This window comes from Micrococcus sp. CS26, assembly GCF_055522295.1.
Genome location: NZ_JBVFVY010000013.1, coordinates 1 through 24,461 on the forward strand (window position 1 = coordinate 1; position 24,461 = coordinate 24,461).

The following is a 24,461-nucleotide window of genomic DNA, read 5'->3' on the forward strand; positions in this document are numbered from 1 at the left end:
GCCCGCCGCCGTGGTCCGCGAGCCGGACCGCGAGCGCGGGCGGGACCACGGTGGTCTTGCCCGTGCCCGGGGGCGCCTCGACGACGGCCGCCCCGCGCGCGTCCAGCGCCGCCTCGAGGTCGGGCAGGGCGGCGGTGAACGTCAGCCCGGCACCGAGGCGGTCGAGGGCGGCGGCGAGGGCGGTGGGGACGGCGACGGGATCGGCGGGGGTGGGCATCGGGTCCATTGTGCCCGCCTCCGTCGCGCTGTCCCGGGACCGTCCCACTGACTAGGCTGTGACCCATGACCACACCCGTCCAGGAGCACCTCGATCGCCTCACGTCGGCCCACGCGGGTGAGGGGGAGGTCCCGGACGGGCTGGGCGTCGCGATGCTCATGGTGGACGGGCACCGCTACGTCTCCGGATCCATGACGCCCGTGCCGCTCGCCACGCTCGCCTCTCCCCTGTTCCACGCGCAGGCCCTCGAGGACCTCGGCGCGGTGCGGGTGGGCGAGCGCGTGGGCGCCGCCCCCGTGCGGGACCTGGACCACCGGGTCGAGGTGGACGCCGTCACGGGCCTGCCGCACAACCCGCTCCAGAACGCGGGCGCGGTGGCCACGGCCTCCCTGGTGAAGGGCCGCGGTGGCCGCGACCGCACCGCGCGCATGATGCAGCTGCTCTCCGCACTGTTCGACCGCGAGGTCACCGTCACGGAGTCGGCCGCGCGTGCGGAGAACCGCGCCCAGCATCACACCCGGTCCGCTGCGTGGCTGATGAAGTCCCTCGACACGCTGGACGCCGACCCCGAGACGCTGCTCGAGGACATCGCCACGGTGCGTGCCGCCGCCGTGACCGTGGAGGACCTCGCCCTGCTCGCCGGCACCCTCGCGCACGGCGGTGTCCACCCCGTCACCGGGGACCGTGTGCTGAGCGAGGAGACGGTCCGCGGTGTGCTCTCCGTGATGGACTCCTGCGGCATGGACACCCGGGACTCCCGGTGGGCATACGACGTCGGCCAGCCCGGCTGGGCGTCGACGCGCGGCGGCACGGTGCTCGTGGTGGTGCCGGGCCACCTCGGTCTGGCGCTGCAGTCGGACACGACGGACGAGAACGGGCTCGGCGCCGCGGCGATGGCCGCCCTGCGGACCCTCGTCGAGGACTTCGAGCTGCACCCGTCGGTGGTCACCGGCTCCCCGCGCGCGGCCCTGCGCACCCACTACCGGATCGATCAGGCGCCCTCGGGCACGGTGCGCAGCGCCGTCGTCCTCGAGGCGCTCGGGCGGTTCGCGGACACCGTGCACGTGATCGAGCTGGGCGGTCACCTCGGCTTCAGCCAGGTGGACGCGATCGCCCGCGTCAGCCGTGGTCTACCGGAGGTCCTCGAGACGCTCGTGGTGGACATGCGCTCGGTCAGCTCCATCTCCCGTCCGGCCCGGCTGCTGGTGGCCCAGTGGTTCGCCCGCGCGCTGGGCAACGGGCTCGACGTCGTCGTCGTGGACCGGGACGCCGCGGAGATGAAGGAGCTGATGGCGGCCGTCGAGGAGTCCGTGGAGGTCGACCTGCCCGAGCCGCTGCAGGATGAGGCCGAGGGGGTGGATCCCGCCGCCGAGGGTGCGCAGTTCGTGTTCTTCGACTCCCGCTCGCGGGCCGCCCAGTGGGCCGAGCAGCGGCTGCTCTCCCGGCACGCCCCCCACCTGCTGCCGCGGGACGCCCAGGAGGCGGCCGTGGCACCCCTGCTGCAGCACCTCTCCGCGGACGACGCGCGTCTGCTCGAGTCCATGATGGACGAGCGGGTCTACTCGGACGGCCAGATCATCCGTCGCGCCGGCCAGCCGTTCGGCGGCATCTACGTGATCGTCTCCGGCAGCGTGGAGCTCTCGGGTCAGGGCACGGGCAGCCGCCGCGTGCGCCGCACCCTGCTCACCCCGGGGATGACGTTCGGCGAGATGGCCCTGGGCCAGCCCGGCCGCCAGCCCTCCACCGTCCGCGCGCGCGGGCCGGTGACGGCGCGAGTCCTCACCGCCCAGGTGATGGTCGCGCTCCAGGAGGGCTTCCCCCAGCTGGCCCTGGCCCTGTGGGAGGCCCTGGCCCGCGACGCGTTCACCGCGCTAGGCCAGCTCATCCGGGAGACCGGCGCGCTGCAGGACTGACCACCCGCCGGGGCAGCGTCTCTGTGGGACGCGCCCCCACCCCCGTCACCGCCCGAGGATGTGGCGCAACGCGCCCTCCAGTTCGGGGTCGCGCATCTCGTAGCCGGAGGAGACCAGCCGGTCCGCCAGGACCTTCTGGTCGGCCGCGACGGTCTCCATCCGGCCCTCCTCGCCCAGCAGCAGGCGCGGCCCGGCCTCGGGCACCGGGATGACCGCGGGCCGGCGCAGCACCCGCCCGAGCACGGTGGCGAACTCCCGGGCCGTGACCGGCACGGGCGCCACTGCGTTCACCGGGCCGGTGACGCCGTCGTCGAGCACCGCGTGGGCGAAGGCCCCCGCGATGTCATCCGCGCCGATCCAGCTCAGCCACGGGCTGCCGTCGTGGCTCTCCCCACCCGAGGTCGCGACCGGACCGCCGAGGCCCGCGAGGAACAGCGGCAGCACCTGCTGCAGCATGCCCCCGGCCGGGCTCAGGACCACGCCGGTCCGCAGCATCGCGACCCGGATCCCGGCCGCCTCGGCGCGCCGGGCCTCCGCCTCCCAGTCCGCGACGACCTCGGCGAGGAAGTCGTCCCCGGGCTCCAGATCCTCGACGAGGCCGCTGCCGAACGGGCCCGTGCCCGCGTCCGCCCCGTAGTACCCGATCGCCGAGCCGTTCACGAGTGCCCGCGCCCGCGCCTCGTCCCCCTCCCGCGCGGCGATCCGGGCGAGCGCGTCCACGAGGGTGCGCGTGCCGCGCACGCGCGAGTCGTGCACGGCCTCCTTGTGCGCGTCCGAGAACCGGCCCGCGATGGGCTCGCCCGCCAGGTTCACGACGACGTCGGCCTCGGCCAGGGCGTCCTCATCCACGGTCTCCCGGCCGGGGTCCCACAGCGCCGCGTCCAGCGCGCCGGCCTTCTTCGGGCTCCGCACGAGCCGGATGACGCGGTGGCCGCCGGTGGTGAGCAGGGCACAGAGCTGCCGGCCGATCAGTCCGCCGGCCCCCGTCACGGCGACCGCGCGGGCCGGCCCGCCGACGAGGGGACCGGGGTGGGCGGCGTGGAAGTCCAGGTCGTCGGCCATCACGCGGGCGCGATAGGCGAACTGGCGGCCCAGCTCCGCCTCGAAGGCCTCGTGGGCGCGGCGCGAGGCCGCGGTGCCCAGAGCGGGCACGCGGGCCACCAGGGACTCCCCCGGCAGGGCGTACTCGATGTGGTCCGTCACGACCGTGCCGCGCCGGCCGTCCGCCGTGTCCGCCTCACCGGGCGCGGCGTCATCGAGCAGGTGAGTGTGCCGCCAGGAGGCCAGAGGTCCGGAGACCATCTCGTCCCGGAACATGCGGCCCTCCTCGTAGGCCGTGTGGCGGGCGCGCCACGGCACCGCGGGCGCGGCCCCACCGGGCAGGCGGGAGGCGACGGCGTCCGGCAGCAGGCCCGTGAGCATCCCGTGGGCCGCGCCGGCGAACAGGCCGGCCGCCCCGGGGGCCTGGATGCGCAGCCGTGACTCGGAGCCCACGCGGAGGCCGTCCGTGGGTCCCTGGACCACCTCGCCGGCGAAGGGCGGGGTGAGCCGCTCCAGCGCGCCGGGGTTCTCCAGCCAGCGGAAGACGACCTCACGCGGGTGGCGCAGGAGGGTGCGGTGCTCGAAGACGCGGATCTCAGTCATGGACGCCAGCCTGACACAGGGAGGGGACGCGCGAACACCTGTCCGGGCCGGGCCGTGCAGGACAATGAGGGGATGGACCTGCTTCCCGAGCTGCGCTGGACCGCCGCCGCCCTGCCCGCCACCGAGCTCACCCTCGTGGCCGTCTTCTCCCCCGAGGACCAGACGGTGCGCGCCTCCGGCGTGGCCGTGCCGGAGGACTCGGAGCCCCCCGCCGCCGCGATCGGGCGCCTCCTCGAGACGCTCATGGACCGGCTCGTGGCCCTGGACCCGGAGACCGCCGACCGCGAGATGAACCCGCGCCCCGTGGAGCCGCGCCCGGGCGTGTCCCAGCCCGTCGCCGACGCCCTGGCCGCCTACGCCGCGGGGGACGTGGCCGCGCTCGACGCCCTCGACGTCACCCAGCCGGGCACCGCGTTCCGGCAGCGGGCGTGGCGGGAGCTGCGCGGCATCGCCCCCGGCTCCCCCGCCACCTACGGCGGCCTGGCCGAGCGGTGCGGGGCCCCGCGGGCCGTGCGCGCGGCCGGCGGGGCGTGCGCCGCCAACCTGGTGGCCGTCGTCGTGCCCTGCCACCGCGTGGTGCGCGCCGACGGCGCCGCCGGCCACTACCTCTACGGCACCGCCGCGAAGCAGGCCCTGCTGGCCCACGAGGCGGCACACGCGGGCTGACCACCCCTCCCCCCGGGCAACGTCGGTTGAGTTGTCACGGGTCCGGGGCACGCACACCCGTGACAACTCAACCCGCGTTGCGGGCGGGGAGCCGTCTCGGGTGGCCGGGTGGCCGGGGGTCGGCGTCGGGCGCCGGGGAACGACAAGGGGCCGGGCCGCGCGCTCCACGCACGCGACCCGGCCCCCGGCGCTCGAATGCTCAGACGGAGAGCTTGTCCACGATCGCGTTGAGCGTCGCGGACGGGCGCATCACCGAGGTGACCTTCTCCAGCTCCGGCGCGTAGTAGCCGCCCAGGTCCACCGGGGAGCCCTGCACGCCGTTGAGCTCGGCCAGGATGGTCTCCTCCTGGGCCTCCAGCTCCTCGGCGACCGGCTTCGCCGCGGCCGCCAGCTCGGCGTCCTCGGTCTGCTTCGCCAGCTCGCGGGCCCAGTACAGCGCCAGGTAGAAGTGGCTGCCGCGGTTGTCCAGCTCGCCGACCTTGCGCTGCGGGGACTTGCCCTCGATCAGCAGGGTGCCCGTGGCGGCGTCCAGGGTGTCCGCCAGGACCTGCGCGCGGTGGTTCTCGTTCGCGACCGCCTCGTGCTCGAAGGACACGGCCAGCGCGAGGAACTCACCGAGGGAGTCCCAGCGCAGGTGGTTCTCCTCCACCAGCTGCTGCACGTGCTTCGGGGCGGAGCCGCCCGCACCGGTCTCGAACAGGCCGCCGCCGTTGAGCAGCGGGACGACCGAGAGCATCTTCGCGGAGGTGCCCAGCTCGAGGATCGGGAACAGGTCCGTGTTGTAGTCACGCAGCACGTTGCCGGTCACGGAGATGGTGTCCTCGCCGCGGCGGATGCGCTCCACCGAGAGCTTGGCGGCCTCGACCGGGGAGAGGATGCGGATGTCCAGGTCCTCGGTGTCGTGCTCCTTGAGGTACTCCTCGACCTTCTTGATGAGCTCACGGTCGTGGGCGCGGGTCTCGTCCAGCCAGAACACGGCCGGGGTCTGGGACGCGCGGGCGCGGGTCACGGCCAGCTTCACCCAGTCGCGCACCGGGACGTCCTTGGTCTGGCAGGCGCGCCAGATGTCGCCGGCCTCGACCTCGTGGGAGAGCAGGGTCTCCCCGGCGGAGTTCTTCACGGCCACGGTGCCCGCGGCGTCCATGATGAACGTCTTGTCGTGCGAGCCGTACTCCTCGGCCTTCTGCGCCATGAGGCCCACGTTCGGGACGGTGCCCATGGTGGTGGGGTCGTAGGCGCCGTTGGCCTTGCAGTCGTCGATCACGGCCTGGTAGACGCCGGCGTAGGAGGAGTCCGGGATGACGGCCAGGGTGTCCTGGGTCTGGTCGTCCTTGTTCCACATGCGGCCGGAGGTGCGGATCATGGCGGGCATGGAGGCGTCCACGATCACGTCGGAGGGCACGTGGAGGTTGGTGATGCCCTTGGCGGAGTTCACCATGGCCACGTCCGGGCCGTTCTCGTAGGCGGCGGCGATGGCGGCGCGCACACCCTCGGCGGTCTCGGCGTCGAGCTTGTCCAGGCCGCCCTCGATCGCGGCGAGGCCGTTGTTCGCGGACAGGCCGGCGGCGGCCAGCTGCTCGCCGTACTTCTCGAACAGCTCGGAGAAGTAGGCCTTCACGACGTGGCCGAAGATCACCGGGTCGGAGACCTTCATCATGGTGGCCTTCAGGTGCGCGGAGAAGAGGATGCCCTCCTCCTTGGCGCGCTTGACCTGCTCGGCGAGGAACGCGTCCAGGGCCTTGGCGGACATGAACGTGCCGTCCACGACCTCGCCCTTGAGGACCTTCAGGCCCTCCTTGAGCACGGTGGTCTTGCCGTCCTCGTCGGTGAACTCGATCGTCAGCACGTCGGCGGCCGGCAGGGTCACGGACTGCTCATTGGCGCGGAAGTCGTCCGCGCCCATGGTGGCGACGGCGGTCTTGGAGTCCGGGGTCCACTCGCCCATCGAGTGGGGGAAGCGCTTGGCGTACGCCTTCACGGCCTTCGGGGCGCGGCGGTCCGAGTTGCCCTCGCGCAGCACCGGGTTCACGGCGGAGCCCTTGACCGAGTCGTAGCGCGCCTTCGCGTCCTTCTCCTCGTCGGTCTCCGGCTCGTCCGGGTACTCCGGCAGCGCGTAGCCGTCCGCCTGCAGCTCCTTGATCGCGGCGCGCAGCTGCGGCACGGAGGCGGAGATGTTCGGCAGCTTGATGACGTTCGCCTCGGGGGACTTCACGAGCTCGCCGAGCTCGGCGAGGGCGTCCGCGGTGCGCTGCTCCTCGGGCAGGACGTCCTTGAACGCGGCGAGGATGCGGCCGGCCAGCGAGATGTCACGGGTCTCCAGCTCCACGCCGGCGGTGCCCGCGTAGGCGCGCACGATCGGCAGCAGCGACGCGGTGGCCAGCATGGGCGCCTCGTCCGTGAGCGTGTAGATGATCTTCGACATGCGGATGATCTCTCCTTCTGGCCGCACTCGAGACGCGGCCCTCGTCGGCAGGGAACGGGTGACTCGCCGCCAATCTACCCGGCGTCTCGGACGCGCCACACCGTGTGTGGCTCGGCGTCAGCGCCCCCGGCCGTCGCCGGTGCCCTCGCCGGGCCGGGAGGGATCGCCCGGGTACCAGGGGGGACGTCGGGTCGGAGGGGGCGCCCTCCGACGACGGCGTCGTGGGTCGTGGCCGGCTCAGATGCCGAGCACGGCCTGGGCGATGAAGAAGTAGACGACCAGGCCGAGGGCGTCCACGAGCGTCGAGATGAACGGGTTCGAGAACACGGCGGGGTCGGCGCCGATCGTGCGGGCCGCCAACGGCATGAGACCGCCGACGGTGGCGGCGAAGGAGCACACGGTGAACAGCGTCGCCCCGATCACGAGACCGACGGGCCACGAGAACACGAGCCCGGCGATCACGAGGCCCAGCAGGCCGATGCACCCGCCCAGGGCCATGCCGACACGCAGCTCGCGGAACATCACGCGCGGCGCGTCGCGGGGCCGGACGTCGTCGAGGGCGAGCGCCCGGGTGACCGTGGTGGCCGCCTGGTTGCCCGTGTTGCCGCCGGTGCCGATGATCAGCGGGATGAACAGGGAGAGGACGACCATCTCCTCGAGCGTGTCCTCGAAGACGCCGAGCACCTGCACGGTGAGGGTGGCGCCGACCGCGAGCACGAGCAGCCACGTGATGCGCGAGCGCATCAGCGCCAGCACGGAGGTCGCCAAATAGGGCCGGCCGAGGGGCTCCACACCACCGGCGCGCGCCGCGTCCTCCGTCGACTCCTCGTCGAGGACCTCGAGGGCGTCGGCCACGGTGAACACGCCGATCAGGCGCCCCTCCGAGTCCGTCACGGGGACCGTCCACAGGCGGCGGTCCGCACAGAGCCGGGCCACCTCCTCGGCGTCCTCGGTGGCGACCGCGGACACCGGTTCCCGCATGATCTCCGAGACCCGCGCGTCGAGCGGCTGCGTGACCAGGACGGAGACGTCCACGACGCCGGTCAGGCGCGCCTGCGGGCTCACCACCGGCACGGAGACGATGGCGGCCTGCTCCCGGCCGCCGTGGTCCCGGAGGTTCTCCAGGGCCACGGCCACGGTCCAGTCCTCGCGCAGACGCACCGGCGCCATGCGCAGCCGGCGGCCCACCGAGTCCGCCGGGTAGCCCAGGAGCCGACCGACCTCGCCGCGCGCCTCGGCGTCGAGCCCGGCGAGCATCTTCCGGGCCACGGTGGCCGGCATCTCGTCGAGCAGCCGGGCCTGGCCCGAGACCCGCAGCTCGGCGAAGAGGTCCTGGACCTGACCGTCCTGGAGCTGGCGCACCAGGTCGGACTGCTGGCCCGTCTCCATCGCCGCGAAGACGTGGACCGCCGTCGACTTGTCCAGGAGCCGGAACAGCACGGGGACCATGCGCGGCTCGGAGCGGTCGAGCAGTTCGAGCGCGTCGCCCGGAGACAGCGCGCGCAGCAGCTCGACCGCGCTGTCGAGGTCGTCCCTGCGCAGGTGCTCGCGGATGCGGTCCTCGACGCTCTCAACCTCGCGGCGGGTCATCGCCTCGTCACCTCCTGGGGGTCGCGGGGGCCCGGTCCGGGCCCCCGTCCGGCAGCGGCGCGCCGCGCTCAGCCGTGGAAGAAGTGGCGCGCCCCGGTCAGGTACAGGGTCACGCCGGCGGCCTCGGCCGCGGCCACGACCTCCTCGTCCCGGACGGAGCCGCCCGGCTGGACGACGGCCTTCACGCCGGCGTCGATGAGGATCTGCAGCCCGTCCGCGAACGGGAAGAACGCGTCCGAGGCGGCCACGGAGCCGCGGGCCCGCTCGGGGGCGCCCTCCCCGGAGACGTTCTCCGCGCCGCCGGCGCTGCTCACGTCCTGCCCGCCGGTCTGCGCGGCGCCCAGGGTGTTGGCGCGCTCGACGGCCAGGCGGCAGGAGTCGAGGCGGTTGACCTGGCCCATGCCCACGCCCACCGTGGCGCCGTCGTGGGCCAGCAGCACGGCGTTGGACTTGGCCGCGCGCACGGCACGCCACGCGAACGCCAGGTCGGCCAGGACGGCGTCGTCGGCGGCGGGACCGGCGGCGAGGGTCCAGGTGGCCGGGTCGTCGCCGTCCGCGTCCACCGCGTCCGCAATCTGCAGCAGCATGCCGCCGGAGACCTGCTTGGCCTCCACGGCGTCCCGCAGGAAGCCCTCGGGCAGGCTCAGCAGGCGCAGGTTCTTCTTGGCGGAGAGGATCTCCAGGGCCTCGGACTCGAACGCCGGGGCCACGACGACCTCCGTGAACACGTCCTTCACCTGGGCGGCCATGGCGGCGGTGACGGGGCGGTTGGCCGCGATCACGCCTCCGAACGCGGAGACCGGGTCGCACGCGTGGGCCTTGGCGTGCGCCTGCGCGATGTCCGTGCCCTCGTCCGTGACGGCCACGCCGCACGGGTTGGCGTGCTTGACGATCGCCACGGCCGGGACCGGGTGGTCGAAGGCGGCGCGCACCGCGGCATCGGCGTCCACGTAGTTGTTGTAGCTCATCGGCTTGCCGTGCAGCAGCTCGGCCTGCGCGATGCCGGGGGCCGCCGAGGAGTCCAGGTACAGCGCCGCGGGCTGGTGCGGGTTCTCGCCGTAGCGCAGGATCTGCGCGCGCTCGAGGGAGAAGCCGGCGTAGGGCGGGAACACGGGGATCTCGTCGGCGTGCGTGTCCTCGCCGAAGTGGGCGGCGGTCCAGGCGGCCACGGCGTTGTCGTACGCCGCGGTGTGGGCGAAGGCCAGGGCGGCCAGGCGCCGGCGGGCGTGCAGGTCGAAGCCGCCGGACTGCGCGGCCTGGACGACCTCTCCGTAGCGGGCCGGGTCCACGACGATCGCCACGGACGCGTGGTTCTTCGCGGCCGCGCGCACCATGGACGGCCCGCCGATGTCGATCTGCTCGACGACGGCGTCCTCCGCGGCGCCCGAGTTCACGGTGTCCACGAACGGGTAGAGGTTCACGACGACGAGGTCGAACGGCTCCACCTCGAGCTCGCGCAGCTGGGTCACGTGGTCCTCACGACGACGGTCGGCCAGGATGCCCGCGTGCACGCGCGGGTGCAGCGTCTTCACGCGGCCGTCCAGGCACTCCTGGAACCCGGTGACCTCGGCGACCTCGGTGACGGGCACGCCGGCGGCGGCGATGCGCTGGGCGGTGGAGCCGGTCGAGACGATCTGCACGCCCGCGGCGTGGAGCCCGGTGGCGAGCTCCTCGAGTCCGGTCTTGTCGTACACGGAGATCAGGGCCCGCTTCAGGGGCACCGTGTCCAGGACGGTGGGGATTGACTGGGCAGAGGTCACGAGGGGGCGCTCCTTCGAGGGGGTCCGGGTGCGTCCCCCAGCATAGGCCGGGCCGCATAATGGCCCAGGCGTCCGCGTGACGGACCGCCCCCACTCCACCCGACGAACGGGAGCCGACCATGTCCTCCGCCACCCCACCCCACCCCAGCGCCGACGGCGCGCACCCCGGGCCCACGTCCGACGTCGTCGCCCCCGACGCCACCCTGCCCACCGGTGAGGCGGTCGTCCAGGAGCTGCCGTGGCGCTGGTCCGTCCAGGGCCGCATCTTCCTGATCGGCGGCCTGGGCTTCATGTTCGACGCGTGGGACGTCACGCTCAACGGCGTGATGATCCCGCTGCTGCGCGAGGAGTGGGCCCTGGACAAGGCCGACGCCGCGTGGATCGGCACCGCCAACCTCATCGGCATGGCCGTGGGCGCGTTCCTGTGGGGCACCATCGCGGACCGCATCGGCCGCAAGGCGGCGTTCGCGTGGACGCTGGCGATCTTCTCCGTGTTCACGATCGCGGGCGCGCTGACGGACTCCCTGCTGTGGTTCGCGCTGTTCCGGTTCGTGGCCGGCATGGGCCTGGGCGGAACGATCCCCGTGGACTACGCGCTCGTGGGCGAGTTCACCCCGCGCCGGCTGCGCGGTCGCGTCCTGGCCGCGATGGACGGCTGGTGGCCCGTCGGTGCCGCGCTGTGCGGCCTCGTCTCCGCCTGGCTCGTGGGCACGTGGGGCGACTGGCGCCTGCCCCTGATGGCCATGGTCCTGCCGGCCCTGCTCGTGTTCGTCGTGCGCCTGGGCATCCCCGAGTCCCCGCTGTTCCTGATGAGCCGGGGCCGCGAGACACAGGCCCGCGCCGTCATCGACCGCATGGTGGCGGCCACCGGCGCGCCTCGCCGGCCCTACACGATGCCCCCGGCCGAGCCGGCCCGCTCCGGCGGCGTCGGCGCGCAGCTCGCCGCGGTCTGGCGGTTCTCCCCGCGCATCACCGCGGTCGCCTGGGCCCTGTTCGTGGCCATCATGCTCGTCTACTACATCGCGCTGCAGTGGCTGCCGACGTTCCTCATCGACGCCGGCTACGCGGAGGGCCGCGCCTTCATCATGACCTCCGGCATGGCCGCGGCCGGCCTGCTCGGCGTGGTCGTGGCCACCGCGCTGATCGAGGTCACCGGCCGCCGCTGGCTGCTGGCCGTCAGCGCCGTCGTCGCGAGCGCCCTGACCGTCTGGCTGGCGAGCGTGCTGGACGTGCCCGCTGCGGTGCTGCCGCTCGTGCTGACGTTCGGCTTCGTGGTGCAGGTCGCGATCCCGGTGCTCTACACGTACGTCTCCGAGCTGTACCCGACGACGCTGCGCGCCTCCGGCTTCGGCTGGGCGTCGGCGGCCTCGCGGGTGGGCGCGGGCCTGGGCCCGCTGCTCTTCGTGGGCACGCTGGTCCCCGCCCTCGGGCTGCCGGGGGCGTTCGCCGTCACCGGCGGGCTCGTGGTCCTGGCCTGCGCGGCGATGCTGGCGCTGGCCCCGGAGACCCGCGGCCGCGCCCTCGAGGTCAGCGCCGACTGAGCTCGCCGAGCACGCGCAGCAGCAGGGCCCGCTCCTGGACCTTGATGCGCTCGTGCAGCTCGGCCTCGGTGTCCGTGTCCAGCACGGGCACCGCGGCCTGCGCGAGGATCGGGCCGGTGTCCACGCCCGCGTCCACCACGTGCACGGTGCAGCCGGTGACCTTCACCCCGTGCGCCAGCGCGTCCCGGACGCCGTGGGCCCCCGGGAAGGACGGCAGCAGGGCCGGGTGGGTGTTGAGGATGCGGCCCTCGAACCGCTCGAGCAGCGGGGCGCCCAGGATCCGCATGAACCCGGAGCACACCACCCAGTCCGGCGCGTAGGCGGCGACGGCGTCCGCGAGCGCCTCGTCCCACGCGCGCCGGTCCGCGTGGTCCTTCGGTGACACCACGAACGTCTCGATCCCGTGGGCGCGGGCGCGCTCCAGGCCGCCGGCGTCGGCGACGTCGGCGCCCACCGCGGCGATCTCCACGTCCAGGGCGCCGGAGGCGACGGCGTCGAGGACGGCCTGCAGGTTGGTGCCGGAACCGGAGACGAGGGCAACGATGCGCATGCGCCCATCGTAGGGTGAGGGGGTGTCCGCCCCCGTTCCCTCCTCCCCGCCCCGCCCGCCGCAGGGCGCCCCGGACCCCGGCCGCGTCCGCACCGGTCGTGCCCTGCTGTGGCAGTCCGTGGCGCTGCTGGGGATGGTGCTCTCCTTCTCCCTCGTGCTGCCGTGGAAGCTGATCGCCCTCGCGCTGGGGCTGGTCGCCCTCGTGCTCGGCGTGCGCGTGTGGGTCACGAGCCGCGGCGCCGAGCGCTCGGGGCTGCCCCGCGCGGTGGCGTCCGCCGGCATGGCGATGGCGCTGATGGGCATGACGACGGCGGCGCTGCCGCTGCTCGCGTGGGACGCGACGGTCCAGCTCGAGCAGTGCAGCGCCTCCGCGCTCACCGTGCGGGCACAGCAGGCGTGCGCGGACGAGTTCACCCGTCAGGTGGAGGAGCGCACGGGGGTGCCCCAGCTGCGGCCCTGAGCCGCGGGCGTCAGTCCCGCGCCCGGCGCGGGGACGGCCGGTCGCGCGGGCCCGAGGCGCGGTCGCCGGACCGCGGCACCGTCGTCGTCCCGTCCCGGTGCCCGGCCACGGCCAGGGCGGTGAGGTAGCCGGCCGCGCAGCCCAGCGCGACCCACCCGGCGACGGCGGCGCACACCGCCCAGACGTGGGAGCCGATGTCCGTCAGCGTGCCGAGCCCGAGCGTCCCGGAGGTGAGGGCCAGCGGCACGAGCAGCAGCAGCCCCGTGAGCAGTCCGGTGAGCACGGCCAGGGCCAGCGTGGACAGTGTCAAGGACACCGCGCGGCTGCCGTGGCGGGTGTGCAGCCAGTCGTCGAGGTGGTTCTCCCCCTCCCGCAGCAGCCACACGCCGGCCACGGCGCCGGCGCCGATCGGCACGGCCAGCAGGAGCAGCTGCCACGGCGACCACGTCCCGGGCAGCGCACCCAGCGCCGGGAGGGCGGGCGCGGTGGCCGGCGTCGCGCCGAACACGGAGTAGAGGCTGTCCGCGCCCACGGAGAACCCCGGGCCCGCCGTCCACGCGATCGACCACGCGGTGAACGTGGGCAGCCAGCCGATCTGCAGCAGCGCCAGGAGCAGGCCGCCCAGCGGACCGCCCCCGATCGCCTCGGCCACGGTGACGACGGCGGTCCACTCGACGGCCAGCCGCCCCGCCACGAGCAGCGCGTTCAGGCCCGTCAGGGCGAGCACGGCGAGGACCGCGGCGCGCACCACGGACCAGGCGTACGAACCGGCCCAGCGTTCGTACTGCGAGCGCCGCGAGATCCGCTCCGTGAGGTCCAGGCCGATCAGGTGGGCCCAGGTGCCCGCCTCGCGCCGGGCCCCCGCGAGGGCGGCGACGCCGAAGAGCAGGGCGGGCAGCAGCGCCGCCGGGGCGGGGTGGACCGTCAGCTCGTCCGTGCCGGGCAGGAACGCCACGGCCAGCCCCACCAGGGCGTAGGCCCCCACCGCGCCCACGAAGGCCTGCCACGCCTGGTCCCGGTAGGACGCGCGGGCCAGGCGCCGGCCGGCCCGCCACGACAGCGCGAGCGGGACCAGGGTCAGGCCCCACGGCACGAGCCACGCCGTGCCGGTGATGAGGTGATCCGGCGCGGTGGGCATGGCCGTGGCCACGGTGACGGGCACCGCGTGCAGGGCCAGCCACAGGACGCCGCCCACCTGGACGGCACCCTCGATGGTCGGCCGCTCGAACCCGCCCGTGGCCCACACCGCGAGGGTGGGGACCATGACCGCCAGCAGGCTGATCATCGCCGTGACGAGCGCCTCGACCACCCCCTGCAGCCACAGCGGCAGGGGGACGGGGCGCAGCAGACGGGGCGCAGCGGGGCGGGAACTCACCCGTCCATGGTGCCACCCGACTCCGGGCGGCGCCTGGACGGGGGCGGGCCGCGCGGGCCGGTGCGACGACCGTCACGCGCCCCGAGAGTTCACCGCGGGGTCACCGGGCCGTCGTCGGCGGGTGTCCCGGCCGTGGTCCGGGGTCCTTAGCGTCGGCCACGTGCGTGTCGTCGTGGTCGCCGAATCGTTCCTGCCCCACATGAACGGGGTCACCAACTCCATCCTCCAGGTGCTGCGGCACCTGCGGGAACGGGGCGACGAGGCGATGGTGGTCGCCCCGGCCGCCTCGTGGTCCGCCGGGTGGACCCAACGCGCGGGCGCCGGTGAGGCCCCCCGCGAGGTCGAGGGCTTCCCCGTGCGCACCCTGCCCTCCGTGCCCCTGACCGGGTACACCTCCGTGCGGGTGGCCGCCGGCACGGTGGGCCGGCTGCGCGGCATGCTCGCCGACTTCGCCCCGGACGTGGTGCACATCGCCTCCCCCTTCGTGCTGGGCTGGCGCGCGGTGCAGGCGGCCGAGGAGCTCGGCATCCCCTCCGTGGCCGTCTACCAGACCGAGGTCCCCGGCTACGCGGCCCGGTACGGCGCCCCGTGGCTGGAGGACGTCCTGTGGAGCCACGTGGCGCGCCTGCACAACATGGCCACGCTGACGCTCGCGCCGTCGTCGTTCACCGTCCGGCAGCTGCACCGCCAGGGGGTGCGACGCGTGCACCTGTGGGGCCGCGGCGTCGACTCCCGCCGATTCCATCCCGCCAAGCGGGACGAGGCGCTGCGCGCCGAGCTCGCCCCGAACGGCGAGAAGCTCGTGGGCTTCGTGGGGCGGCTGGCGCACGAGAAGCAGGTCGGGGACCTGCGGGTGCTCTCGGACCTGCCGGGCACCCGCCTCGTGGTCATCGGCTCCGGGCCGCTGCGCGAACAGCTCGAGCGGGAGCTGCCCGGCGCGCACTTCGCCGGCTTCCAGGGGGGCGAGGACCTCGCGCGCCACGTGGCCAGCCTGGACCTGTTCGTGCACCCCGGCGAGTCCGACACCTTCGGCCAGACGCTGCAGGAGGCGATGGCCTCGGGCGTGCCCGTCGTCGCCGTCGGCCGCGGCGGCCCCCTCGACATCGTGGACGCCTCCCGCACCGGCTGGCTCTACCCGCCCGGCGAGCTGGACGAGCTGCGCCGCCACGTCGCGGACCTCGTGTACGACGACGTCAAGCGGGCCGCGTTCGCCGACGCGGCGTGGGCGTCGGTGCAGGGCCGGACCTGGCCGGTGCTGTGCGAGCAGCTCGTGGGCTACTACGAGAAGGCGATCGCGGTGCAGGAGCGCCGCCGCGTGGAGCTGGCCCGCCGGCTGCTGACGGCGCCGTCGCTGCTGGCCGCGCGCGTGTTCGGCTGAACCCCGGGCCGGACGCCGGGCGGGCGCCCGGCGGTCCGGGTCTCGCGTCCGGAGCCGTGGCTAGGGTGGCGGGCATGGACGCCACCCCGCACCCCCGACCCGCCGAGCCCGGCCCCCTGCCCGATCCCGCCGCGCCCCGCCGCCTCGCCGGCAAGGACGTGCACCCCGTCGGCCTCGGGTGCATGAACATCGTGCACGGCTACTCCGGATTCCTCGACGACGACGCCGCCGTCGACCTGCTCACCCGCGTGCTGGAGGACGGCACCGACCACCTGGACACCGCCACCCTCTACGGCGGCGGCCGCAGCGAGGAGCTCGTGGGGCGCGCGCTCGCCCGGGCGGGGTCGGACGTCCGCGAGCGCGTGCTGCTCGCCTCCAAGGGCGGGCTCGTGCGGGACGGGCAGCGGCGGATCGACGGCCGCCCGGAGACGCTGCGCGCGCACGTGGACGCCTCCCTGAGCCGGCTCGGCCAGGACCGGATCGACCTGTACTACCTGCACCGGCTGGACCCGGAGGTCCCCGTCGAGGAGTCCGTGGGGGCGCTCGCAGAGGCCGTCACGGAGGGCAAGATCGGGGCGATCGGCCTGTCCGAGGTCTCGGCCGTCACCCTGACCCGGGCCGTGGCCGTCCACCCGATCGCGGCCGTGCAGTCCGAGTACTCCCTCGCCACCCGCAACCCCGAGTGGGGCGTGCTCGAGGCGTGCCGCCGCCATGGGACCGCCTTCGTGGCCTTCTCCCCCGTCAGCCGCGGCCTGCTCACGGACGCGCCGCCGCGGCTGGGCGGGCTGGACGCGGGAGATCTGCGGCACCGGCTGCCCCGCTTCGCCGAGGGCCACTACGAGGCCAACCTGACGCTGCGCGAGGCGCTCTCGGCCGAGGCCGTCCGGCTCGGGACGAGCACGGCGGGGCTCGCCGTCGCCTGGGTCCTGGCCCAGGGCAAGGACGTCCTGGCGATCCCGGGCACCACCTCGTGGGAGCACTGGCTCGAGGACCGGGGCGCGCACGAGGTGCGGCTGACCCCGGCCGACGTCGCCCGGCTGGACGACCTCGTCAACGACGCGACCGTGGCGGGCCCGCGCTACAGCGAGAGCCAGCAGGCCAGCATCGACACCGAGGCGGCGCCGCCGCGCTGAGCCGAACGCGGGGCCCGGGGTGGCCCGCGTCTCATTTCGGCAACAGAGCGCACTCCCTGTCAGGATGGGCGTCAGGCACCGCGGCCTCCTCCGACCGCGGCGCGCCACGGCGGGGGCACCGCGGGGCGTCTCTACCCCGACGTCCGAGGAGGACACCATGAATGAGTCTCTGGAGACCCTGCGCGACGAAGTGTTCGCGCGCAACCCCGGCGAGGCCGAGTTCCACCAGGCGGTGTCCGAGGTGTTCGAGGCGCTGGGGCCGGTGGTGCAGCGCCACCCCCAGTACGTCGAGGCCGGGGTCATGCACCGCCTCTGCGAGCCGGAGCGCCAGATCATCTTCCGCGTCCCGTGGATCGACGACGCCGGCGTCGTGCAGGTCAACCGCGGGTTCCGCGTGGAGTTCAACTCGGCGCTCGGCCCGTACAAGGGCGGGCTGCGCTTCCACCCCTCCGTGTACCTCGGGATCGTCAAGTTCCTGGGCTTCGAGCAGATCTTCAAGAACTCGCTCACCGGCATGCCGATCGGCGGCGGCAAGGGCGGCTCGGACTTCGACCCCGCCGGCAAGTCCGACCGCGAGATCATGCGGTTCTGCCAGTCCTTCATGACGGAGCTGCATCGCCACATCGGTGAGCACACGGACGTGCCGGCCGGTGACATCGGCGTGGGCGCCCGCGAGATCGGCTACATGTTCGGCCAGTACAAGCGACTGACCAACCGCTTCGAGGCCGGCGCCCTCACCGGCAAGGGCCTGACGTGGGGCGGCTCGCTGGTCCGCACTGAGGCCACCGGCTACGGCGCCGTGATGTTCGTCGACTCCATGCTGCGCACGCGCGGCGAATCCATGGACGGTCAGCAGGTGCTGATCTCCGGCTCCGGCAACGTGGCCATCTACGCCGCGGAGAAGGCCGCCGCGCTCGGGGCCACCGTGCTCACCGCGTCCGACTCCTCGGGCTACATCGTGGACCCGGACGGCCTCGACCTGGACCTGCTCAAGCAGATCAAGGAGGTCGAGCGTGCCCGCATCTCCGAGTACGCCGAGCGCCGCGGCGGGCGGTCCCGCTACGTGACCGGCGGCAGCGTGTGGGACGTCGAGGGCACCGTGGCCCTGCCGTGTGCCACCCAGAACGAGCTCGACGAGTCCGCCGCGCGGACCCTGCTGAAGAACGGGGTGAAGGCCGTGGCCGAGGGCGCGAACATGCCCTGCACCGAGGCGGCCTCCCACCTGTTCGTCGACTCCGGGACGCTGTTCGGCCCGGGCAAGGCCGCCAACGCGGGCGGCGTGGCGACGTCGGCGCTGGAGATGCAGCAGAACGCCTCGCGGGACTCGTGGAACTTCGACTACACCCACGACCGGCTCGAGCAGATCATGCGCGACATCCACGACCGCTGTGTGGAGACCGCCGAGGAGTACGGCACGCCCGGCAACTACGTGGCGGGGGCGAACATCGCCGGGTTCATCAAGGTCGCCGACGCGATGATCGCCCAGGGCGTGGTCTGAGTCCCCGCCCTGCCCCTTCCGTGACCCTCCGCCGCCCTGCGACATCACCGCCGTTCTGACGCGCGGTGATGTCGCAGGGCGGCGGTCGCTCGAGGGCACCCGACTCCTGCACAGGCTCCCCGACGTCGGGTGCCCTCCACCGCCGGCGCGGCCGACCCCTCGCGCCCCGGACGGGCCCACGACACTGGGCCGCATGACCCCGCTCTCCGACCACTCGCGTACGCTGCTCCCGGGACGCGGGCCCCTGCTCAGCGCGGCGGACCCTCACGACGGGGCGGCGCGGCGCCGTCTCGAACGCGCCTGGACCCGCGGGGTCCTCGTGCGGCTCTGCCCGCGCGTCTACATCAGCGTCAGCGACTGGGCCGCGCTGCGTCCGTGCGACAGGGCGGTCGTGTCCGCCGTCGCCCTCTCGATCGCCCGCCCCGCGACGGTGTTCACGGGCCTGACCGCGGCCCGGTTGCACGGTCTGGGGCCGGCCGTCGAGCCGCCCGCGCTCGAGCTGCGCGCCCCCTCGCCCGGGCATCACGGCTGCGGTCCGCTGACCCGCCGTCCCCTCGCCCCCTCCCTGGTGGCCCACGACCGCCGGCTTCCCGTCCCGCCGCGCCGCCGACCCCGGTGGGGGCTGCCGGAGGCGGCCCCCGCCGCGCCTCAGCCGGTCGAGGCCGTCCTGTCGGACGGGCAGAGCCTGGGAACCGTCCTGGCGGATCCGCTGCCCACGGTGCTGCTGGTCCTCGGAGCGGCCACCCCGTTCCGCGACGCCGTGGCCCCGCTGGACGCGCTCGTCCGAGCCCGGCCCGAGGAGGCCGCACGCTGGGCGAGGCAGGCGGAGAGCCGACTCGGATCGGCGGCCGCCCTCCGCCGATTCGAGCGGGCCTGGCACTTCGCGGACGCGCGGGCGGAATCCGCCGGCGAGTCCTACAGCCGGGCCATCATCCACGAGCTCGGCTTCGTCCCGCCCACGGCGCTGCAGCATCGCCACCGGGATGCGAACGGACGCGAGGTGGCCCGCACGGACTTCTGGTGGGAGCAGGTGCGGGTGTACGGGGAGTTCGACGGGCTGGGCAAGTACGACCTGTCGTTCTTCGACGGTGACGACACGGCCCGCCGCGCCAGCATCCGCCGGGAGAAGGAACGGGAGGTGGCCCTGCAGCTGGTCACCCGGGCGGGTGCGCATTGGACGTGGGGAGACCTCCTGCGGCCGGACCGGCTGGCGCGGATCCTCACCGCCGCGGGCGTCCCCCGCTCGGTCTGATCCACGGCCGTCCCACGGGCCCGGTCCCGACTCGGCGAGCCCGAGCGGTCGACCTCCGCTCTGCGACATCGCAGCCGTGCTGCACGGCGGTGATGTCGCTGGGCGGCTGCCGGGCAGTCAGCAGCCCACCTCGGCCCACCTCAGCCGGCCAGCGCCGCCCGCTGCTCGGGGCTGATGCGCACGGGGCGGCCCGTCTGCCCGTCGACGAACACCATGACGGACGTCGCGGTGGCGCAGAGGGTGTCGTCGACGCCGTCGTGCAGGGCGTAGCCCACGTGCACCGAGGCGGCCTTCACGGCGTCCACGCTCACCACCACGCGCAGCGGCACGGGGCGGTAGGGCATCTGGGCCCGGTACTTCACGGTGTGCTCGGAGATGAACGTCCGCACACCGGGGGCCACCCCCTCGAGCAGGTCGATCGGCGGGGCCTGCCCGCCACCGGCGCCGGTGTTCGCGGGCACGCCGAAGGCCGCCACGCGGGCCTCCTCCAGCAGCTGCACCACGGCGATGTTGTTCACGTGGCCGTAGGCGTCCATGTCCGCCCAGCGCAGCGGGATGCGGACCTCGACGGAGCGCGAGGCGGTCATCGGGCGGCCTCCTCGTCCGCGGGCCGGCCGTCGCGCTGCCCCGGGGCGTCGAGGGTCGCCGGCGCCTCGTCGTCGCCGAGGATGTCCTCGCGCCAGGCCTCGGGCTGCACGTCCACGAACTCGACGGGCAGGATGCCCAGGTCCTCGAGCTGATTGGACAGCGTGGCCCCGTCCGGGCCGTAGCACCACGGGATGCCCGGGGTGGAATGGCGGGTGTCCTCCGCCCGGCCGCCCGCGAGCAGCGCCTGCGAGGGGGTCAGCTGCCGGATGACGATCGCCTTGACCCGGTCGGGGTGGCGCTGCGCGAACTCGGCGTAGATCTCGGGGTCGTGCTGGCCGTCGTCGCCCACCAGGATCCACTGGATGTCCGGGAACTGCTCGGCGAGGCGCTCGAGCTGGACCCTCTTGTGCTCCTGACCGGAGCGGAACCAGCGGTCCCTCGTGGGCCCCCAGCTGGTCAGCAGCAGAGCGCCGAGCGGGTAGAGGTTGCGGCCCAGGAAGCGGGTGAGGGTCTGCGCCACGTTCCACGCCCCCGTGGACAGGTACAGCACGGGGGCCTTCGGCTCGAGCTCGGCGATCCGGCGCAGCAGCACGGCGATCCCCGGGGTGGGCGTGCGGGCGTGCTCGTCGATCACGAACGAGTTCCAGGCCGCCAGCAGGGGGCGGGGCAGCGAGGTGACCACCACGGTGTCGTCGATGTCCGAGACCAGGCCGATCCGCGCGCCCGGCTCACAGATGTACAGGTCCATGACGGCGTGCTCCCCCTGGTCGCCGACGTGGAGGGTGGCGGTCTGCCAGCCGGGCTCCAGCTCGACGTCCAGCACGACGTCGACGACGCCCATCCGGTCCGTGCGCACCGTGGTGCGCAGGTCCCCCACCTGCACCTCCACCTCGGCGTAGGCCATGGGCGGGGCCACGAAGTTGCGCCAGCCGCGCACGCCGTCCGCCACCACCTTCGACAGCCGACGGCCGTTCATGAACTCCTCGTCGGAGGCGATCACCACACGGGAGAGGATCCGCACCCAGCTGGTGCTGCCGTAGCCCGTGAACGCCATGACCGTCGGCACGTTGCCGACACGCAGCGCGCGGGCGCGGTGCCAACGGTTCCACCCCTCCTGCAGGTGCGTGGCGACGTTCTCCACGGGAGTGGGGTCACCGGAAGGGGCCAGGCGGCCGCGCCGGGGCGCGGGCGTGGGGGCGTCGGAGGCTGCGGGCATGCGCCCAGTATTCCGCACCGCGCGCTCTCAGCGGATCTCGGGGACCAGCGCGGTCAGGCGGTCCAGCATGCGGCCGACCTTGCCGTTCTCGATCGCGGCGGCCACGTGCCCGTCCGCGAACCGCTCGCCGCGCACCAGGTAGGTGAACAGCGTGCCGAGGTCGGCCAGGGACGCCTCGGCGATGCCGGCCTCGCTCACCCGGTCCACGTTCCGCAGGTAGTCGACGTCGATGCCCGCCAGCTCCTGCGCGGCCACGAGGCCGGGGAACACGCGGTCGTCGTAGTCCGGGTAGACGCCGCCGAGGGTGCCGGGCGCGGGGGCGCCGTAGGAGGCGATCGGCCGGGCCTCGGTGCCGTAGCCGGCGGCGAGCAGCTCGCGCAGCGCACGCACGGCGGCCACGCGCTGGGGCGTGGGGGTCTGCGGGCCGGTGAGGGTGGCGTCGTCGTCGGGGGTCGGGAGGGGGTGCTCGGTCATGGCGGCTCCTCTGCTCGGGGGGGGTCGGCCCCATTGTCTCGCGTGCGGTCCGACGTGTCCGGGCCCCCGCCTAGGCTCGGGGCATGAGCCCCGCCCTGCCCCGCCCCGCCGAGCTGCGCGCGATCGCCCTCGACGCCGCCCGCGCGGTCGTCGGCGACCTCGCCGCCGCCTTCCGCTCCCCCACCGCCATCGGGCCCGAGGCCAAGACCACGCACCACGACCTCGTCACCGTGCACGACCGACACACCGAGGCCCGGCTCGTCGCCGCGCTCACGACGGCGGTCCCCGGCTCCGGCGTGCTCGGCGAGGAGCTCGGGGCGCAGGCCGGCACCGGTGAGGCCGCCCGGCTGACCTGGATCGTCGACCCCATCGACGGCACCTCCAACTTCACACACGGCTTCGCGATGTTCTCGGTGTCCCTGGCCGCCGAGGTCGACGGCGAGGTGGTGGCCGGCGTCGTGCTGGACCCCGTGGGCCGGCTGGCGTTCTCCGCCGACGCGGACGGCGCCTACCTCACCCGCGGCGACGGGCCGGAGCGCCCGCTGGCCGAGGTCGGCCGGCCGGCGCCGGCCGGCGGCGAGCGCGCCCAGAACCTCGTGACCTCCTATCCGGCGGGCGAGGCGCTCGCGCGCGAGGGCGAGGACGCGCTGCGCCGCTTCGGGCGGCTCGTGACCGCCCACGCGACCGTGCGCCGCACCGTCTCCGGCGCCCTCGAGCTCGCCCACACGGCGGCGGGCTGGGCCGACGCCGCGCTGTACGTGGACACCAAGCCCTGGGACGTCGCGGCGGGGCAGCTGATCCTGCGCCGCGCCGGGGGCAGGTGGCTCACGCCGGACCCGGCCGCGCCGTCGTCGGGCCGGCTCGTCGACGACGGCCCGCGCGCCCACACGTGCCCGTTCGCGCTCGCCGTCGCCCCGGGCCGCGAGGCGCCGACGACGGCGGCGGTGCTGGGTGACATCGTCGCCTCGCGGGCGACCGACCATGTATAGAGTGGATGTGAGCCCGATCTCAGCGCCGCGCCCGACGGCGCCCGTCCCGGCATGCCAGGAGGCCCCGATGACCCAGCAGCACCACGACACCGACGACGCCCCGTCGATGCAGCGCCCCGATCCGGTCGCGGAGCCCGGGGACCACCTGATGTTCGAGCACCCGGACGGCGAGGCCGTCCTGGTGCTGGACGAGGACCAGGTCTGGCGACTGCTGGGCCGCGTGGGCCACGCGCGCCTCGGGCTGGCCGTGGACGGGCGGCCGGACATCGTGCCGGTGAACGTGCGGGCCCACGACGGCGCCATCTACTTCCGCACCGCGCCCGGCTCGAAGCTCGCCGAGCTCACGGTGAACCCGCGCGTCGTGGTGCAGGCCGACGGGATCCTGGCCGACCAGGCCTGGTCCGTGCTCGTGCACGGCACCGCGCGCCGCCTGGACACGGAGGCGGAGATCGCGGAGGCCGAGTCCCTCGGCATCGAACCGTGGGTGCCGACGCTGAAGGACTTCTACGTCCGCGTGGACGTCCAGCGCGTGTCCGGCCGCCACTTCGTGTTCGGCCCGCACCCCGAGCGCAACGAGTCCCAGACCGACTGAGCCGCCGGCAGGACGCGTGGGCTGAGCCGGACGGCTCAGCCCACGTCCGCCGGGCTCAGGGCTGCGCCGGGGGCTGGCCGCCCTCGCCGCCCGCCGGGGGCTGGCCACCGCCGGGCCCGCCCATCCCGCCCTGCTCCTGCTCGGTGGTGGTGTCGATCGGGACGTCGATGGTGATGGCGAAGCCCTTCTCCGCGGAGCCCGTGATCTGCGGCAGCTGCGTCTCGTAGCCGTCCGAGAAGACGTTGTCCGTCTCGAGGCTGACCTTGGCGAAGTTCGCCGTCGACCCGTCGTAGGCTGAGGTGGCATAGACCTGCGAGGACTGCTCCTCGGGCATGGCGATCTGGGAGGTGAGGACGTTGTTCGTCGCGTCCGTGATGGACGCCTTGTCGGGGAACACCTCGAAGTGCAGATGGGGCCACCGGCCGTCGTAGCAGCCGGGCCACACCGTGGTGAAGGTGACCGTGCCGTCGTCGCCCACCACCTGGACGCCGCGCAGGTAGGTCTCCTCCGTGATGCCGTCCGAGTACATCGAGTAGCGGCCCTGCGCGTCGGCGTGCCAGAGGTACACGGCGGCGCCGGTCATCGCGGCGTCGCCGTTGGCCATGTCGATCACGTTCATCGTCACCGTCAGCGGGACGCCCTCGGCGACGGTGCCCGTGTCGATGCTCGTGGTCAGGTCGGAGCGTTCGATGCCGGACGCGTCGAGCACGTCCGGGCCGTTGGAGCCGTCGCCCGGGTACGGGCCTGCGGTCTCGGTGACCATCTCGGTCAGGGTGGCGGACGGCGAGGCGCTCGCCGCCGACGAGGAGGAGGCCGCGGGTGACGAGGAGCCGGCGCTCGCCGACGTCGAGCTGGAGGAGGACGAGGCGCCCTCCTGGACTCCGCACGCGGCGAGGACGAGGGCCCCCGCCCCCGCGCCGAAGATGCCCAGCGCGTTGCGGCGGGAGACGAGCGTGCCGACGTCGAAGGCGGCGCCCTGGTCCTCGACGTCCTCGGCCGGGGGGTGGGAGGCCCGGCCCTCGAAGGTGGGCGTGACGGCGGGGACCTCGCCTGCCTCGGTGACCTGGGGGAAGGGACGACGGGAGCGGGTCGGGAGCCAGGGGGCCATGGAGCTCCTCTCGTGGGGCGCCCGCCAGGTGGCGGGTCGCGTCGAGATGCCAGCATGGCAACGGATGCCGGACGTTTTCGTGAGATCGGCGGGAT

General features: G+C 74.4%; 21 protein-coding genes. 10 read left to right on the plus strand and 11 right to left on the minus strand.

From position 1 onward, the window contains the following. Positions 1 to 217, minus strand: a 217-nt coding sequence (locus ACZ1IK_RS07195) for a hypothetical protein (RefSeq protein WP_465098425.1), incomplete at its 3' end; no start/stop codon positions are given. A gap of 65 nt (positions 218 to 282) precedes the next feature. Between ACZ1IK_RS07195 and ACZ1IK_RS07200 the strand changes: the two genes are divergently transcribed. Continuing rightward, the gene (locus ACZ1IK_RS07200; RefSeq protein WP_448940876.1) at positions 283 to 2,130 is read left to right on the plus strand and encodes a glutaminase; all 1,848 of its coding nucleotides are present in this window, start codon (positions 283 to 285) and stop codon (positions 2,128 to 2,130) included. A gap of 45 nt (positions 2,131 to 2,175) precedes the next feature. On the opposite strand, the gene ACZ1IK_RS07205 is transcribed toward ACZ1IK_RS07200, so the two are convergent. After that, entirely contained in the window at positions 2,176 to 3,774 is a 1,599-nt protein-coding gene (locus ACZ1IK_RS07205) for a TIGR01777 family oxidoreductase (protein WP_063188956.1), read from the minus strand. A gap of 72 nt (positions 3,775 to 3,846) precedes the next feature. Here ACZ1IK_RS07205 and ACZ1IK_RS07210 point away from each other — a divergent pair, with 72 nt between their 5' ends. Next, positions 3,847 to 4,440 carry a methylated-DNA--[protein]-cysteine S-methyltransferase gene (locus ACZ1IK_RS07210; protein WP_134416276.1) on the plus strand — a complete coding sequence of 198 codons (594 nt, stop codon included), beginning with the start codon at positions 3,847 to 3,849 and terminating at the stop codon, positions 4,438 to 4,440. A gap of 199 nt (positions 4,441 to 4,639) precedes the next feature. Here the strand turns inward: ACZ1IK_RS07210 and ACZ1IK_RS07215 are convergent, their stop codons facing one another. The 3 genes from ACZ1IK_RS07215 to purH all read right to left on the minus strand — a co-directional run bounded on the left by ACZ1IK_RS07215 (position 4,640) and on the right by purH (position 10,212). Then, positions 4,640 to 6,862: an NADP-dependent isocitrate dehydrogenase gene (locus ACZ1IK_RS07215; protein ID WP_465098426.1), complete on the minus strand. Its 2,223-nt coding sequence runs from the start codon at positions 6,860 to 6,862 to the stop codon at positions 4,640 to 4,642. A gap of 237 nt (positions 6,863 to 7,099) precedes the next feature. Next, entirely contained in the window at positions 7,100 to 8,452 is a 1,353-nt protein-coding gene (gene mgtE / locus ACZ1IK_RS07220; protein ID WP_101967362.1) for a magnesium transporter, read from the minus strand. A 68-nt stretch (positions 8,453 to 8,520) separates the two neighbouring features. Next, positions 8,521 to 10,212, minus strand: a complete 1,692-nt coding sequence (gene purH / locus ACZ1IK_RS07225) for a bifunctional phosphoribosylaminoimidazolecarboxamide formyltransferase/IMP cyclohydrolase (protein ID WP_101967363.1) — start codon at positions 10,210 to 10,212, stop codon at positions 8,521 to 8,523. Positions 10,213 to 10,331: 119 nt separating this feature from the next. Here purH and ACZ1IK_RS07230 point away from each other — a divergent pair, with 119 nt between their 5' ends. After that, the gene (locus ACZ1IK_RS07230) at positions 10,332 to 11,753 is read left to right on the plus strand and encodes an MFS transporter (RefSeq protein ID WP_101967364.1); all 1,422 of its coding nucleotides are present in this window, start codon (positions 10,332 to 10,334) and stop codon (positions 11,751 to 11,753) included. Here ACZ1IK_RS07230 and purN read toward each other — a convergent pair. Continuing rightward, entirely contained in the window at positions 11,740 to 12,303 is a 564-nt protein-coding gene (gene purN, locus ACZ1IK_RS07235) for a phosphoribosylglycinamide formyltransferase (protein ID WP_069941533.1), read from the minus strand. The genes ACZ1IK_RS07230 and purN overlap by 14 nt on opposite strands. 22 nt (positions 12,304 to 12,325) lie before the next feature. On the opposite strand from purN, the gene ACZ1IK_RS07240 reads away from it, so the two are divergent. Continuing rightward, positions 12,326 to 12,763 (plus strand): hypothetical protein, encoded by a 438-nt coding sequence (locus tag ACZ1IK_RS07240; RefSeq protein ID WP_036382019.1) that lies wholly within the window; start codon positions 12,326 to 12,328, stop codon positions 12,761 to 12,763. A 10-nt stretch (positions 12,764 to 12,773) separates the two neighbouring features. Here the strand turns inward: ACZ1IK_RS07240 and ACZ1IK_RS07245 are convergent, their stop codons facing one another. Further along, the gene (locus tag ACZ1IK_RS07245; protein WP_231862054.1) at positions 12,774 to 14,138 is read right to left on the minus strand and encodes a cell division protein PerM; all 1,365 of its coding nucleotides are present in this window, start codon (positions 14,136 to 14,138) and stop codon (positions 12,774 to 12,776) included. 160 nt (positions 14,139 to 14,298) lie between these two features. Here ACZ1IK_RS07245 and ACZ1IK_RS07250 point away from each other — a divergent pair, with 160 nt between their 5' ends. The 4 genes from ACZ1IK_RS07250 (at position 14,299) to ACZ1IK_RS07265 (ending at position 19,399) form a co-directional block, all read left to right on the plus strand. Then, entirely contained in the window at positions 14,299 to 15,516 is a 1,218-nt protein-coding gene (locus ACZ1IK_RS07250) for a glycosyltransferase family 4 protein (protein ID WP_061866968.1), read from the plus strand. Between the two features lie 74 nt (positions 15,517 to 15,590). Then, positions 15,591 to 16,649, plus strand: coding sequence for an aldo/keto reductase (locus ACZ1IK_RS07255; protein ID WP_020621605.1), 1,059 nt, complete (start codon positions 15,591 to 15,593; stop codon positions 16,647 to 16,649). A 157-nt stretch (positions 16,650 to 16,806) separates the two neighbouring features. Continuing rightward, the gene (gene gdhA, locus ACZ1IK_RS07260; protein WP_061866954.1) at positions 16,807 to 18,147 is read left to right on the plus strand and encodes an NADP-specific glutamate dehydrogenase; all 1,341 of its coding nucleotides are present in this window, start codon (positions 16,807 to 16,809) and stop codon (positions 18,145 to 18,147) included. A gap of 193 nt (positions 18,148 to 18,340) precedes the next feature. Next, a complete protein-coding gene (locus tag ACZ1IK_RS07265; RefSeq protein WP_061866955.1) occupies positions 18,341 to 19,399 on the plus strand; it encodes a hypothetical protein in 1,059 nt (352 codons plus the stop codon). Positions 19,400 to 19,539: 140 nt separating this feature from the next. On the opposite strand, the gene ACZ1IK_RS07270 is transcribed toward ACZ1IK_RS07265, so the two are convergent. The 3 genes from ACZ1IK_RS07270 to ACZ1IK_RS07280 are packed head-to-tail and all read right to left on the minus strand — an operon-like array spanning position 19,540 to position 21,677. Further along, entirely contained in the window at positions 19,540 to 19,986 is a 447-nt protein-coding gene (locus ACZ1IK_RS07270; protein ID WP_002853740.1) for an acyl-CoA thioesterase, read from the minus strand. Beyond that, positions 19,983 to 21,203, minus strand: a complete 1,221-nt coding sequence (locus tag ACZ1IK_RS07275) for an App1 family protein (protein ID WP_465098427.1) — start codon at positions 21,201 to 21,203, stop codon at positions 19,983 to 19,985. Before ACZ1IK_RS07275 ends, ACZ1IK_RS07270 begins: the two co-directional genes overlap by 4 nt. Positions 21,204 to 21,230: 27 nt before the next feature. Next, positions 21,231 to 21,677 (minus strand): DUF6508 domain-containing protein, encoded by a 447-nt coding sequence (locus tag ACZ1IK_RS07280; RefSeq protein WP_020621601.1) that lies wholly within the window; start codon positions 21,675 to 21,677, stop codon positions 21,231 to 21,233. An 83-nt stretch (positions 21,678 to 21,760) separates the two neighbouring features. On the opposite strand from ACZ1IK_RS07280, the gene ACZ1IK_RS07285 reads away from it, so the two are divergent. Continuing rightward, positions 21,761 to 22,666, plus strand: coding sequence for an inositol monophosphatase family protein (locus ACZ1IK_RS07285; RefSeq protein ID WP_020621600.1), 906 nt, complete (start codon positions 21,761 to 21,763; stop codon positions 22,664 to 22,666). A gap of 67 nt (positions 22,667 to 22,733) precedes the next feature. Then, complete coding sequence (locus ACZ1IK_RS07290; RefSeq protein ID WP_020621599.1) at positions 22,734 to 23,258, plus strand: pyridoxamine 5'-phosphate oxidase family protein; 525 nt, start codon at positions 22,734 to 22,736, stop codon at positions 23,256 to 23,258. 55 nt (positions 23,259 to 23,313) lie between these two features. On the opposite strand, the gene ACZ1IK_RS07295 is transcribed toward ACZ1IK_RS07290, so the two are convergent. Beyond that, positions 23,314 to 24,366: a dioxygenase family protein gene (locus tag ACZ1IK_RS07295; RefSeq protein ID WP_465098428.1), complete on the minus strand. Its 1,053-nt coding sequence runs from the start codon at positions 24,364 to 24,366 to the stop codon at positions 23,314 to 23,316. Positions 24,367 to 24,461 lie beyond the last annotated feature (95 nt).